Genomic DNA, 12,927 nt, shown 5'->3' with positions numbered 1-12,927 from the left:
CGCCAGCTCCCGGTGCCCCCTGTAGGAGCCGGCTTGCCGGCGAAAAGGACCGCGGGTTCACTTCGGTGGATGGGCGCTGCGCGGTTCGCGAGCAAGCTCGCTCCTACGATCCCCGTTCAGGGGCGGTAGCCTTGGGCCAGCAACCAGCTGCGTATCAGCCGATTCTGTTCCGGGCTCAGTTGCGCCAGGGCCTGGGCCGCCCCCTGGCTGCGCAAACGGCGCAACAGCGGCGCCAGTTCCACGCCCTGTACATGCCAGATGCCCAGGGGCTGGTCCGGGGTGATCACCACTTCGGCTTCATCCACCAGGCCGTCGCGCAGCACCGGGGCGCGCTCGACGCGCAAGGCAGAAAAGTCCACGGCACTGTGCGCCGGCTGGCAATCCGGCCACTGCCGGCGGGCCTGCCAGAACGGCTGCCCGGGCCAGCGTTGCTCGTCGGCGTAGAAGTCCCGGCCGATGCGCGCAAAACGCAGGAACAACTGTTCCACCCGCTGCCCGTGAAAACGCTGCGCCAGCGCTGCACGTTGCGGCTGCTGCAACAGGGTGTTGATCACCGCCGGAGCCTGCAACGCCGAGGACAGGGACTGGAAAATGCCGTTGCCGGACAAAGGGTCCACGGCCATGGCCGCATCGCCGACCCGCAGCCAGTTCGCGCCACAGACCTGGGGGTTGAGGATCGCCGTGCTGCTGCGGGCATGCAGGTGCAATTGCTGCTCCTGGCCACTGGCAAAGAACTCCCGGGCCATGGCCGAGCCCAGGCGGCGCTGGCGACAGTACTCCAGCAACTGCGCCTTGCCCGGCAGCCCGGCGCTGTCCACATCCAGGGTCAGTTGCCAGTAGCACTGGCCGTCTTCGCGCCGGGCCATCCAGGCCCAGCCGTCCTCCAGGCTGTGCACCGCGCTGGCGGCGCTGCCGCCGGGGCCCTGCCAACGGTTGAGCAGGCTGACGGTTTCCGGGCCGCGCAGGCCCTTGCCGGTCCCCTGGCGCAAGGCTTTGTCCAGCACCGGCGCCTGCCGGCCACGGGCCTCCACCAGGAATTGGCCGCGCACCTCGTCCTGCCCTTGCACCTGGACGCGATGCCCGGCCTCGTTGGACTGCACTCCCAGCACCCGGCCCTCGATCAGCTTGACCTGCGCTTCGCGCAAGGCTTCCCGCAGGCCACGGTCGAAGGCCGGGCGATCCAGCAGGTATTCGATGTTCTGCGCATGTTCTGCACCGTTCCATGCCACCCGCCGCTGGGACGGTTGCAGGGCCTGGGCCAGCGCCTGTTCCAGGCCGGCACCGCGCAAGGCTTCAAGCACCCGCAGCGAGACCCCTTCCAGGGCCGGAAAGCGTCGCCAGTCGCTGACCAGGGTCACCGGGTAGCCGAGGCGGCGCAGCCCCAGGGCCACTGCGGCCCCGGCCGGCCCCGCACCGAGGATCAGGATGGCGTGCATGGCTGTTGCCGGCGTTCCGGCCCCCGGTAATGGGCATTGTCCTGCAGCCACTGCCGGACCTGGGCCTTGTCGGCTTGCGGGTGGGCACCCAGGTAGGCCGCGATATGCCCGCTCAGGGCCGCGCACCCCAGGCTGGCGCCGGACTGCCCCGGGCTGCTGCCGCGCACGCAGGCGGCGAAATCAGCCTGGGCGGTGTTCAGCCATGACCACTGCTGCGCGCTGCATCGCGCATCGCCGGTAACGCGCAGCACCCCGGGGTAACTGGCCGGAAACACCGCCTCGCCCTGGGCCGGGCTGGATGCGCACAACAGCACCCCGCGGGCCTCGGCCGCGGCACAGGCCTGGCGCAGCAGGTCGCGATCCTGGCGCAGGCCCAGGCTCAGGTTGATCAGGCGCACGTCCTGCGCAAGCAGCCAGTGCAGCGCGGCGCTGACTTGCGCGGCGCTGGTGACTGCGCGCCCGTCGAACACCTGGGCCACATAGACCTGCGCCGTCGGCGCGCGCTGGCCGATGGCCTCGATGATCGCGCTGCCATGGCCCAGGGCGTCTTCCTGCAAGGGGCCCTGGCCTATCCCTTCAGGCTGCAGGAAGAAACGCCGTCCGCCCGCCACCCGCTGATGGGCGGCATGGCCGCTGTCGATCACGCCGATGCGCAGCTCAGGCTTCATGGGCCACCTCCAGCGCATGCAGTACGCCATCGCGCAATTCGAAGCGCAGGTCAGCATCGGCCAGGGTCGAAGGCCGGTGGCTGATGAGGATCCGCGTGCGCCCGGCGAACAGGCGGTCGATGGCCTCGATCACCTCGCGCTCGGTGGCTTCGTCCACCGCCGAGGTGGCTTCGTCCAGCACCAGGATCATCGGGTCCTGGAGCAGCGCCCGGGCAATGGCGATGCGTTGTTTCTGCCCGCCGGACAATTGCTGGCCGCGCTCCCCCAGGGGGCTGTCCAGGCCTTCGGGCAGGGACTCGATCAGCCCTTGCAACTGCGCCAGCCGCGCCACCTCGGCCACGGCTTCGCGGCTGGCATCGGGCACGCTGTAGGCCAGGTTGTCCGCCAGGCTGCCGCGAAACAGCACGATATCCTGGCTGACCACCGCCACCTGCCGGCGCAACTGCGCCAGGTCCAGCTGGCGCAGGTCGACGCCGCCCAGCAGCACCTGCCCGGACTGCGGGTCGTGATGGCGCTGCAACAGGTCGATGAGCGTGCTTTTGCCTGCGCCCGAGGTGCCGCTGAGGGCCACTTTGCGGCCGTAGGGAATCCGCGCCTCGATGCCCTGCAGGGTCATCCCACGGCCCGGGTGGCAAAAGTGCACAGCATGAAAATGCAGCTCGCCTTGCTCCGGCACCGGCAGCGGCACCCCGGGGTTGCTGATGCCCGGCTCCTCGCCGCGCAGCTCCATGACCCGGCCCAGGCTCACGGTCATGCGCTGGATCGCCACATACAGGCCCAACAGGCTCTGCACCGGGCCCACCGCCATGCCCAGGTAGGTGGAAAAGGCAATCAGCGCCCCCAGTTGCCAGGTGCCCTGTACCACCCAGTAGCCACCGATCAGGAAGGCGCAGGCCCGGGACAACGAGGTCAGGGTACCGGGCACTGCCTGGGTGAAGAACTCGGTGACTTGCAGTTTCAACAGCTGTTGCAGGTAGCCCTGGCCAAGGCCATCCAGGCGCCGGGCCTCGCGCTGCTGCTGGCCGGCGCTCTGGATGAACTTCATCACCGGCAGGGTTTCCACCATGAACGAGGACATGTCCGCCGAACGCTCGCGCAACTGGCGCACATCGCGCTCCACCTTGCGCCGCATCCAGCGCAGCCAGAGCACGTCCAGGGGGATCAGCAGCAGTGCCAGCAGCGACAGTTGCCAGGACAGGGTCAGGAGCATGGCCAGCGCCACCACCAGGCCGATCACGCTGGACACGGCGGAAAACAATGAGTCCACGGCAAAGCGCTGGATCTCCGCCACATCGCCATCCAGGCGCGACATCAGGTCGCCGATCCGCCGCTGGCCGTAGAAGCTTGGCGACAGGCGCTGCAGATGCCGATAGAGGTCGTCGCGCAGGGCGAACAGGATGCGCCCGGACAAGCGTGTGTGCAGGTAGCGGTTGACCCCGGAGAGCACGGTGCCCAGCAGCCCTGCACCGATCATCAGCGCGGCGATCAGCACCAGCCGCGGGAAGTCCCGGGCCAGCAGGCCGTCGTCGATCAGCAGCTTGGTCAGCCAGGGCTGCACCAGCACCAGCAGGGAAGCGCACACCGACAGCCCCAGCAGGCCGCCGATGGCCAGCCGGTGGGGCCGCACGAAACTGTAGAGCCAGCCCAGGGCGGCACTCAGGGCCTGGGGATCGCGGCTGTCCACCAGCCGGGTGATCAGGCGCCGCATCAGGCGCGCAACTGTTTGAGCTTGCGGTACAGGGTCGCGCGGCTGATGCCCAGGGCATCCGCTGCCGCCGAGACATTGCCCTGGTGGTTGTCCAGGGCACTGCGGATCAGCTCCAGCTCGTTCTCGCGGATGCTCCCGGTCTGCGGCCGAGCACTGGCATTGAGGTCGTCGAGCATGCTGTCGGGCAGGTGCTCCAGGCCGATGTGGCACTCACCGTCTTCGCGCAGGGCCAGGGCCGTGCGCAGGACCATCTCCAGCTGGCGGATATTGCCCGGCCAGTGGTAGCCCGCCAGCAGCCGACGCAGCTCATCGCTGAGGCTCACCTGGGCGCCACCGAGCTTGGCCAGCAGGCTGTCCACCAGGGGCTGCAGGTCTTCGCGTTCGCGCAGGGCCGGCAACAGCACGCTGATGCCGTTGACCCGGTAGAACAGGTCTTCGCGAAAAGCCTTGTCCTGCACCTGCTGCTTGAGGTCGCGGTGGGTGGCGCAGATCAGGGCAATGTCGATGTCCTGTTCTTCGCCGGCGCCCAGGGGCGCTACCTTGCGGTCCTGCAGCACGCGCAGCAGGCGGGCTTGCAGGGCCAGGGGCATGTCGCCGATTTCATCGAGGAACAAGGTGCCGCCGTGGGCCTGTTGCAGGCGCCCGATCATGCCGCCACGACGCGAGCCGGTGAAGGCGCCTTCGCGATAGCCGAACAGTTCCGACTCGATCAGGCCTTCGGGGATAGCCGCGCAGTTGACCGCGACAAAGGGTTTTTCGGCGCGGCTGCCGGCGCGATGCAGGGCCCGGGCCAGGACTTCCTTGCCGGTACCGGTTTCCCCCAGCAGCAACACCGGCAGGTCATTGGCCAGGCCCTGACGGGCCATGCGCAAGGTGCGGGCGTAGCGGCTATTGCCCCCGGCCAGGGCTTCCAGGTCCTGGGGCATGGCGGCGGCTTTCGGAGCACTGCGTGGCGCGCGATGCAGGTTGAGCGCTGGCTGCGGCGCCCGCAGGGCCTTGTAGAACAGCTCGCCCTTGGCGGTTTGCAGGCTGCCCACGGCGCCCTGTTGCAGGCGTGCAAGCAGTTGCAGGCCATCGACCCCGAGGAACTCCTCGCAGCGCCGCCCCACCAGGGCTGCGCGCGGGGTGTTGAGCAACTGGCAGGCCTGGCCACTGACCGCGAGGATCTGCCCGCCCAGGCTCAGGGCCAGCAGCCCCTGCCAGGGTGATTCGAGGTATTGCCGGCGGCTGTGGAAGGCCAGGACGATCTGCTCCGGGTAGGTGGCATGGAACACCCGGGCTTCGATCTGGCTGACCGCCATGGCCAGCAGCGCGGTGCTGTCCTGGGCCCGGCCCAGCGGGCCTTCGCGGGTCAGGTCGAGCACCCCGAGAATCTCGCCCTGGGGGCACTGGATGGGCACCGAGGTGCAGGAGAAATGGCTGAGACGGTCCAGGTAGTGCTCGCCGCAGTCGATCAGGGTCGGCCGGGCCTCCACCAGGGCCGTGCCCAGGGCATTGGTGCCGCGGGTGGCTTCGCTCCAGCAGGCGCCAAGGGTGATGTCCTGCACGCCGCTGTCCTTGAGACGGTCGGCGCGGCCTTCGATGGCCAGGATGGTGGCGTCGGCGTTGGCCAGGATGATCATCCCGTCCTTGCCCTGATGCTGGTTCAGGTAGTCGATGGCCGGGATCGCCGCGTCCAGCAACAGGCGGTTGCTGGCCAGCAGCACTTCGAGGCTGGCGCTGGATTCCAGGGTCAGCTGGTGCTGGCTGCCAAAGTGCACGCCATGGCTGAGGCTGCGCCGCCATGAGGCATCGATTTCCGCACGCAGAACCCCGTCGGGGATCTGGCCTTCCAGGTGCAGCCGTTCCCGGGCCAGCCGGGCTTCGTGTTGCTGCTCACCCTTTATTGTTTTTATAAGAGTCATCAAGCGCTCCGAATCGGTCCGCCCGCTGCATCCCGCTCCACTCCCTTGGATTGCGCGAAGCACGCAAGCCGTGGTCAATGTCTACACCGGGTTCAGGGGGCAGTAAAGGGGCTTTGCCCGGATCATCGGGCAGCCCTGAATTGCTTACCCTGTCATTGGAGATCAAGCAAAACCTGCGCCAGTGGAACGGGCGCCCGAGCATCTTGACGTTAACGTAAAGCAAATGGCAAGTACCGCACGCCCCCTCCCGTTGGCACCGGCCTGCCAGTTTGTGCAGGAGCTGGCTTGCCAGCGAATGAGGGCCTTTAGTCGGGTGCAAGACGTGAGGGCCCTTTCGCCGACAAGCCGGCTCCTGCGAGCGGGCGGGGCTGGGGGTGCCTACAGGGCCCAGGCGCCAGAATCGGCGAAGAAGGCGCGGGCGTTGTCCTCCAGGCTTTCCAGGTGATAGCCGCCTTCCTGGACGATCAGGCACGGCAGGCCAAGGCTGCGGATTCGCTGGCCAAGGATGGCGAAGCCGTCGCGGGTCACTGCTACCTTGCTCTGCGGGTCGAGTTCATAGATATCGAACCCCAAAGACAGCACCAGCACCTCGGCATCGAACGCCTTCACCGCCGCCAGGGCCTGTTCCAGATGGGCGAGGAAATCCCCTTCGCTGGCGCCATGAGCCATCGGCAGGTTGAGGTTGTAGCCCTCCCCCGCCCCGGCGCCACGCTCCTCGGCGAACCCGGCCACCCCCGGGTAGAAGTTGGTCGGGTCGCCGTGCACCGAGACATACAGCACATCGGCGCGCTCGTAGAAGATTTCCTGGATGCCCTGGCCGTGGTGCATGTCGGTGTCCAGCACCGCCACCCGGGCGTATTTGTCCCGCAGGACCTGGGCGGCGATCGCCGCATTGTTCAGGTAGCAGAAGCCTCCCGCCGCCTCGGCGCGGGCATGGTGCCCCGGCGGCCGGCACAGAGCGTAGGCGGCCGGCTCGCCGTCGAGCAACGCCTGGGCCCCGGCGACGGCACTTTGCGCCGACCAGTAGGCTGCACGCCAAGTCGACTCACCCACCGGGCAACTGCCGTCGGCCAGGTAGCACGCGGCCTGGGCCAGGACCCCGCGCAAGGCATTGGGCTCACGCACGAAGATGTTGGACATCACCTCATCGCCCCAGTCTTCGGGGATGTCCTTCCAGCCCTGGTGCGCATCCTGCAGGAACGCCAAGTACGGCGCGCCGTGTACCGCCAGCAACGGTGCCATCCCGGCATCCCGTGGCTGCTCGACGGCAAAACCCAGGGAGTGTGCGGCCTGCACCAGGCGCTGGGCGCGCTCCGGCACCTCCTGGGGTATGCGCATCTGGCCGCGCGAGTAGTAGCTGCGTGGATGGTGGAGCAACTGTTCGGGGTGGAAAAAACTGCGCATGACCTTCTCCTTATTCAACCCGGCCGGCACGGGCCAGCACGGCGTTAAGCAATACATCGGCGCCCTGGCGCACGTCCTCGGGCAACACGTCTTCGGCTTCGTTGTGGCTCAGGCCACCGACACAAGGAATGAACACCATAGCCGTCGGGCAGTAGCGGGCCAGCAAGATGGCGTCATGGCCCGCGCCGCTGACGATGGACTGCTGAGGGTAGCCCAGGCCATCCACCGCCTGCTGCACCGCCGCCACGCACTCGGCATCAAATGGCGTGGCCGGGCTGACCCAGTGCCGGCTGATACTGACCTTGAGCCCGCGCTGGCTGGCGATGGCCAGCAGGCGTTCCTCCACCTGCTGCTCCATGGCGGCGATCTGCCGATCCTGGTGGTGGCGCAGGTCGACGGTGAAGTTCAACAAGCCGGGAATGGTGTTGCGCGACGACTTGGCGATGCTCAGCTCACCCACGGTAGTCAGGCCCTGGGGGGCAAAATCCGCTGCCAACTGCTCCACCGCAAGAATCATCTGCGCCGCGCCGTACAGCGCATCCTTGCGTAGCGGCATCGGCGTGGTGCCGGCGTGGGCCGCCAGGCCTTCGACCTGCACATCGAGCCAGCGGATGGCCTGGCCGCCGCTGACCACGCCGATGCTCTTGGCGTTGTCTTCAAGGATCGGGCCCTGTTCGATATGGGCTTCGAAGTAGGCATCCACCGCTGCGCCCAGGGGCCGGCTGCCGGCATAACCGGTGCGCTGCAGGGCCTGGGCGACGCTGATGCCATCGGCGTCACGCACTGCCAGGGCGGCGTCCAGGGCCATGACCCCGGTGAACACCGCCGAGCCAAACATCGCCGGGGTGAAACGCGCGCCCTCCTCGTTGGTCCAGACCGCCACTTCCAGGGGCTTGCGGGTCTGGATCCCGAGGTCATTGAGCGTGCGCACCACTTCCAATCCGGCCAGCACACCGTAGACCCCATCAAAGCGCCCGCCTTCGGGCTGGGTATCCAGGTGGCTGCCCATCATCACCGGGGCAGCGTCCGGGTCGCTCCCGGGGCGCCGGGCAAACAGGTTGCCGATGGGGTCGACGCTCAGGCTCATGCCGGCCTCGGTGCACCAGTGGGCAAACAGTTCGCGACCGGCCCGGTCTTCATCGCTCAAGGCCAGGCGGCAGCTGCCGCCACGGGCCGTGGCACCGATTTCGGCCATGGCCATCAGGCTCGCCCAGAGGCGCTGGCCATTGGTTTTCAACATCATCAGATTCTCCAGACAATCAGGCGTGGGATGCCATTTCCAGGCGATGGGCATGAGCGTGCCGGCGTGCCAGGGCCAGCACGCAGATCAGCGAAACGGCAGCGATCAGGCTGTAGAACACCGCCATCGGCCACCATTGGCCAATAAACCGATGGGCCAGCCAGGTGCCGATCAGCGGGGTCAGGCCACCGGCCAGGGCACCGCAGACCTGATAGGCCAGGGAGATCGCGGTGTAGCGCACCCGGGTCTCGAACATGCCGCTGACGTAACCGGCGATCACCGCATAGAAGGAAGCCATGCACACCACCGCCAGGGCGATGCCGAGGATCATCAGCGGTGCCTGCCCGGAACTCACCAGCACGAACATCGGATAGGGCGAGGCCATGGCCAGCAGCGACACCAGGCAGAGAAAGCGCGTGGCGCCGATTTTCTCGGCGATCCAGGCCGCCAGGGGCTGGATGCAGAACTGGATGAGCGCCACCACGAACAGGCATTCAAGGATCAGTGAACGGGGGATCTCCAACTGCTGGGTGGTGTAGGCAATCATGAAGGTGTTGGTGAAATACACCCCGGCAATCCCCAGGGTGTTGGCACCGATGCACAGCAACAAGGGACGCCAGGCGGTGCGCAGCACCTCCATTACCGGAGCCTGCTCCTTGCGTAGCGACTTGGCCGCCCGCTCGCGACTGGCGAGAAACTCCGGCGACTCGTTGACCCCCAGGCGAATCGCCAGGCCCACCAGCAGCAACAGCGCACTGGCCAGGAACGGCAAGCGCCAGCCCCAGCTCATCAGGGCGTCCTCGGGCAGACGGGTCACGGCGCTGAAGGCCAGCAGCGAAAGGATCAGCCCCGCCGGGCTGCCCAGTTGGGCGAAAGACGCGAAGAAATTGCGCCGCCCCTTGGGCGCGTGCTCGCCGGCCATCAACACCGCCCCGCCCCACTCACCACCCACCGCAATGCCCTGGACGATGCGCAGCAGGATCAGCAGCACCGGCGCCAGGGCACCGATCTGTGCATAAGTTGGTAGCAGGCCGATGCAGACCGTGACCACGCCCATCATCAGCAGGGTGATGACCAAGGACTTCTTGCGACCGATGCGGTCGCCGATATGGCCGAAGATGATGCCCCCCAAAGGTCGGGCGAAAAAGCCCACGGCAAAGGTGCCGAAGGCGGCCATGGTGCTGAACAGCTTGTCGTCGGAGGGGAAGAACAAGGCACCGAACACCAGCGCCGCGGCGGTGGCGTAGATGTAGAAGTCGTACCATTCGATCATGGTGCCGATAAAGGCGGCGGCCGCAGCCCGGCGAGGCTGAGGCGAAGCGGAAGGCTTCATGGTTGGCTCCCTTGATTATTTTTTTGGCAGGAGAAAGGGTCGGGCGCAGGGGCTTCTTCTGGCACCTGTCTGGGGTGGATTTATCCGTTCCGGGGGATAATTAGTCAATTTTCTATTGGTTATCTCGATTATTATCCTGCCTTATTATTCAGCTACCGCCCGAACCAGAGCACCTGCCATGTCCGACCGCGATGCCCACCGCCTGCTCAACGACCGCCTCGACTGGAACCTGTTGCGCACCTTTCGGGTGATTGGCCAGGAGCTGAGCATCAGCCGTGCAGCGGCGCGCCTGCACCTGACCCAGCCGGCGGTCAGCCAGGCCCTCAAGCGCCTGGAAGAACAACTGGGCCGGCAGTTGATTGCCCGGCGCGGCCCACGCTTTGCCCTGACCGAAGTGGGTGAGCAGATCTTCGCACTGGCCGGAGAGATCTACGGCCAGATGTCCCAGGTCAGCAGCATGCTGGAACAGCCCGCCGACGAAGTGATCGGCAAAGTGCGGCTGTTGATCATCAGCCGGATCTTCAGCGAACGCTTCGACGACTTCCTGGCCGACTTCCATCGTCAGCACCCGCGGGTCGATCTGGAGGTGGAAGTGATGCGCAGCTCGGACATCGTCAGCGCCCTGCAGGAAAAGACCGCGACCCTGGGCTTGAGCCTTAACCGCCGGCCACAGCCGCGCCTGGAACAGCGGCTGTTCCTGCGTCAGCGCTATGCGTTTTTCTGCGGCAAGCACCACCCGCTGTTCGGCCGTGGGGATGTGGCCGAGGGCGATCTGCAACGGGAGAATTTCGTCAGTTTCACCAGCGACCAGATCGGCGGCATGCTCTCGCCGCTGACCATCTTTCGCGATCAGCAGGGCTTCAGCGGGCGCATCGTCGCCTCATCCCCGAGCCTGGAAGAAGTACGACGCCTGGTGATCGCCGGCTTCGGCATCGGCTGCCTGCCGGAGCATGTGGTGGCGGCCGATACCGAAGCCGGGCTGCTGTGGCGCCTGCCGCCACATGAAGGCATTGCCGATGTCGACATTCACCTGCTGTGGAACCGCGAGCAGCGCATGAGCCGGGCTGAGGTACTGTTTCTGCAGAGCATCCAGCACATGCTCAGTCAGCATGAGCCGGTGCCGGGTAGCCTGATGTTGAAATGACTCAGACGTGGGGATCGCCGGGGGCCTTGGCCGGGGCGGCGTACTGCGGCTTGAGATGGCCGTTCTGGTCCAGTAGCCAGGCGTCCATGATCTGCCGCACCACGGGGCCGGCCACCCGACCACCGGCTTCGCCGTTCTCGATCATCACCGAAATCACGATCTGTGGATGCTCCGCCGGGGCGAAGCCCACGAACAGGGCGTTGTCACGGTTGCGCTCGCGGGTCTTGAGACGGTCATAGCGCTCGCCCTGCTTGATCGCCACCACCTGGGCCGTACCACTCTTGCCTGCGATGCGGTACTGCGCCCCGGCTGCCGCGGCGCGGGCGATACCGCGGGGATCGTGCATCACCATCTGCATGCCGTGGTTGACCTGGTCCCAGTCACGGGGATTCTTCAGCAGGATGTTGGGCATCGGATGCTCGTCCACCGGTGCCACGCCGTCGATGGTCTTGGCCAGGTGCGGACGGTTCCACACGCCCTTGTTGGCAATCAACGCGGTGGCCTGGGCCAATTGCAGCGGCGTGACTTGCATATAGCCCTGGCCGATGCCGAGGATCACGGTTTCCCCCGGGAACCAGGGCTGGCGGCGGGTGGCGCGCTTCCAGGCCTGGGATGGCATCAGGCCGGGAGACTCTTCGAACATGTCCAGAGAGACCTTCTCGCCCAGACCGAACATCGCCATGTAGTCGTGCAGGCGGTCGATGCCGAGCTTGTGCGCCAGGTCATAGAAGTAGGTGTCGTTGGAACGCATGATCGCTGCGTCCATGTCCACCCAGCCATCGCCGCTGTGGTTCCAGTTGCGGTACTTGTGGTCGAAGTCCGGCAGTTGGTAATAGCCCGGATCGAAGACCCGGGTCGAAGCGGTAACCACGCCGCTATCGAGGCCGGCAATCGCCACTTCCGGCTTGATGGTGGAGCCCGGCGCGTAGAGGCCCCGCAGCACTCGGTTGAACAGGGGCCGGTCGATGGAGTCGTGTAGCGCCGCGTATTCCTTGAAGCTGATGCCGGTAACGAACAGGTTGGGGTCGAAACTTGGCTTGCTGACCATGGCCAGGACTTCGCCGGTGGCCGGGTCCAGGGCCACCACAGAACCACGTCGATCACCCAGGGCCTCCTCAGCGGCCTCCTGGAGCTTGATATCCAGGCTCAGGACGATGTTCTTCCCTGGGATCGGATCGGTGTGCTTGAGCACTCGCATCACCCGGCCCTGGGCGTTGGTTTCTACTTCCTCATAGCCGACATGGCCGTGCAGTTCGGCTTCGTAGAATTTCTCGATGCCGGTCTTGCCGATGGATTGGGTGCCACGGTACTCCACCGAGTCCAGGGTCTTGGCTTCTTTCTCGTTGATCCGCCCGACGTAACCGATGGAGTGGGCAAAGTGTGCACCTAGGGGATAGTGGCGGACGAACTGGGCTTCCACGTCCAGGCCGGGCAACCGGTATTCGTTGACCGCGAGCACGGCGATCTGTTCTTCGGTGAGCTCGTAGAACAGGGTCACGGGGACGAAGGGATGACGGGCTTGCTTCATCTCCTTGTCGAACAGCGTGCGGTCTTCCGGGGGCAAGTGCAGCAGATCGACCACGGTGTCCAGCTCGCCCTTGAGGTCGGTGGTGCGTTCGCGGGTGATCGTCAGGTTGAAGCTGGGGCGGTTGTCCGCCAGGACCACGCCGTTGCGGTCGTAGATCAGCCCCCGGGTGGGAGTGATCGGCAGCACATGGACGCGGTTGTTCTCGGAAACGGTGGAGTGGTAGTCGAACTCCACCACTTGCAGAAAATACATCCGCGCCACCAGGGCGCAGGTGATGGCCACCACCAATACGGCACAGGCCAGCAGCCGTTTGTTGACCAGGCGGCTTTCTTTCTCGTGGTCCTTGATCGGAATCGCTTCGGGCATTGCTACAGCTTCTCGGTGAATAGAGGTCGACGCTGTTCCGTGCGGATGAACTCAAGTCCTTTAAAAAAGAGCTGCACCATACCAAAAACCACCCACGGACTTTGAGGGGATTTCCATCGTGGCTGATCAATGGCGCCTTGGCGGCCACTCGGATACCGCAAGTTTTTCCACGCGCAAAAACAAAACCCCAACTGCG

General features: G+C 66.1%; 10 protein-coding genes. 1 reads left to right on the top strand and 9 read right to left on the bottom strand.

Going from position 1 to position 12,927, the window contains the following annotated elements; all coding sequences use genetic code 11:
- Positions 1-116: 116 nt before the first annotated feature.
- The 7 genes from KCG88_RS00050 to KCG88_RS00020 form a co-directional block, all read right to left on the bottom strand.
- On the bottom strand, positions 117-1,436 hold the full coding sequence (locus tag KCG88_RS00050) for a tryptophan 7-halogenase (RefSeq protein WP_210711439.1): 1,320 nt from the start codon (positions 1,434-1,436) through the stop codon (positions 117-119).
- On the bottom strand, positions 1,421-2,104 hold the full coding sequence (locus KCG88_RS00045; protein ID WP_210711438.1) for a S8 family serine peptidase: 684 nt from the start codon (positions 2,102-2,104) through the stop codon (positions 1,421-1,423). The genes KCG88_RS00050 and KCG88_RS00045 overlap by 16 nt, the downstream gene beginning before the upstream one ends.
- Complete coding sequence (locus KCG88_RS00040) at positions 2,094-3,812, bottom strand: ABC transporter ATP-binding protein (protein ID WP_210711437.1); 1,719 nt, start codon at positions 3,810-3,812, stop codon at positions 2,094-2,096. The genes KCG88_RS00045 and KCG88_RS00040 overlap by 11 nt, the downstream gene beginning before the upstream one ends.
- Entirely contained in the window at positions 3,812-5,716 is a 1,905-nt protein-coding gene (locus KCG88_RS00035; protein ID WP_210711436.1) for a sigma-54-dependent Fis family transcriptional regulator, read from the bottom strand. The genes KCG88_RS00040 and KCG88_RS00035 overlap by 1 nt, the downstream gene beginning before the upstream one ends.
- A gap of 378 nt (positions 5,717-6,094) precedes the next feature.
- Positions 6,095-7,120, bottom strand: coding sequence for a histone deacetylase family protein (locus tag KCG88_RS00030; RefSeq protein ID WP_019094085.1), 1,026 nt, complete (start codon positions 7,118-7,120; stop codon positions 6,095-6,097).
- A 10-nt stretch (positions 7,121-7,130) separates the two neighbouring features.
- Positions 7,131-8,360 (bottom strand): Zn-dependent hydrolase, encoded by a 1,230-nt coding sequence (locus KCG88_RS00025; RefSeq protein ID WP_210712117.1) that lies wholly within the window; start codon positions 8,358-8,360, stop codon positions 7,131-7,133.
- Between the two features lie 19 nt (positions 8,361-8,379).
- Complete coding sequence (locus KCG88_RS00020) at positions 8,380-9,693, bottom strand: MFS transporter (protein WP_047288080.1); 1,314 nt, start codon at positions 9,691-9,693, stop codon at positions 8,380-8,382.
- 178 nt (positions 9,694-9,871) lie between these two features.
- On the opposite strand from KCG88_RS00020, the gene KCG88_RS00015 reads away from it, so the two are divergent.
- Positions 9,872-10,837, top strand: a complete 966-nt coding sequence (locus KCG88_RS00015; protein WP_047288081.1) for a LysR family transcriptional regulator — start codon at positions 9,872-9,874, stop codon at positions 10,835-10,837.
- Position 10,838: 1 nt separating this feature from the next.
- On the opposite strand, the gene mrdA is transcribed toward KCG88_RS00015, so the two are convergent.
- Entirely contained in the window at positions 10,839-12,731 is a 1,893-nt protein-coding gene (gene mrdA, locus KCG88_RS00010) for a penicillin-binding protein 2 (RefSeq protein WP_047337423.1), read from the bottom strand.
- 2 nt (positions 12,732-12,733) lie between these two features.
- The coding region (locus KCG88_RS00005; protein WP_210711435.1) for a hypothetical protein at positions 12,734-12,927 on the bottom strand (194 nt) is incomplete at its 5' end.

The organism is Pseudomonas sp. MWU349, from assembly GCF_017947325.1.
Lineage (GTDB): Bacteria > Pseudomonadota > Gammaproteobacteria > Pseudomonadales > Pseudomonadaceae > Aquipseudomonas > Aquipseudomonas protegens.
This window is presented reverse-complemented; position numbering and strand designations above follow the sequence as displayed.

What these genes read in the sequence shown, in the direction of transcription:
- KCG88_RS00020 (WP_047288080.1), bottom strand. Translation starts at nt 9,693, where the DNA reads ATGAAGCCTTCCGCTTCGCCTCAGCCTCGCCGGGCTGCGGCCGCCGCC.
- KCG88_RS00035 (WP_210711436.1), bottom strand. Translation starts at nt 5,716, where the DNA reads ATGACTCTTATAAAAACAATAAAGGGTGAGCAGCAACACGAAGCCCGG.
- mrdA (WP_047337423.1), bottom strand. Translation starts at nt 12,731, where the DNA reads ATGCCCGAAGCGATTCCGATCAAGGACCACGAGAAAGAAAGCCGCCTG.
- KCG88_RS00045 (WP_210711438.1), bottom strand. Translation starts at nt 2,104, where the DNA reads ATGAAGCCTGAGCTGCGCATCGGCGTGATCGACAGCGGCCATGCCGCC.
- KCG88_RS00040 (WP_210711437.1), bottom strand. Translation starts at nt 3,812, where the DNA reads ATGCGGCGCCTGATCACCCGGCTGGTGGACAGCCGCGATCCCCAGGCC.
- KCG88_RS00050 (WP_210711439.1), bottom strand. Translation starts at nt 1,436, where the DNA reads ATGCACGCCATCCTGATCCTCGGTGCGGGGCCGGCCGGGGCCGCAGTG.
- KCG88_RS00025 (WP_210712117.1), bottom strand. Translation starts at nt 8,360, where the DNA reads ATGTTGAAAACCAATGGCCAGCGCCTCTGGGCGAGCCTGATGGCCATG.
- KCG88_RS00015 (WP_047288081.1), top strand. Translation starts at nt 9,872, where the DNA reads ATGTCCGACCGCGATGCCCACCGCCTGCTCAACGACCGCCTCGACTGG.
- KCG88_RS00030 (WP_019094085.1), bottom strand. Translation starts at nt 7,120, where the DNA reads ATGCGCAGTTTTTTCCACCCCGAACAGTTGCTCCACCATCCACGCAGC.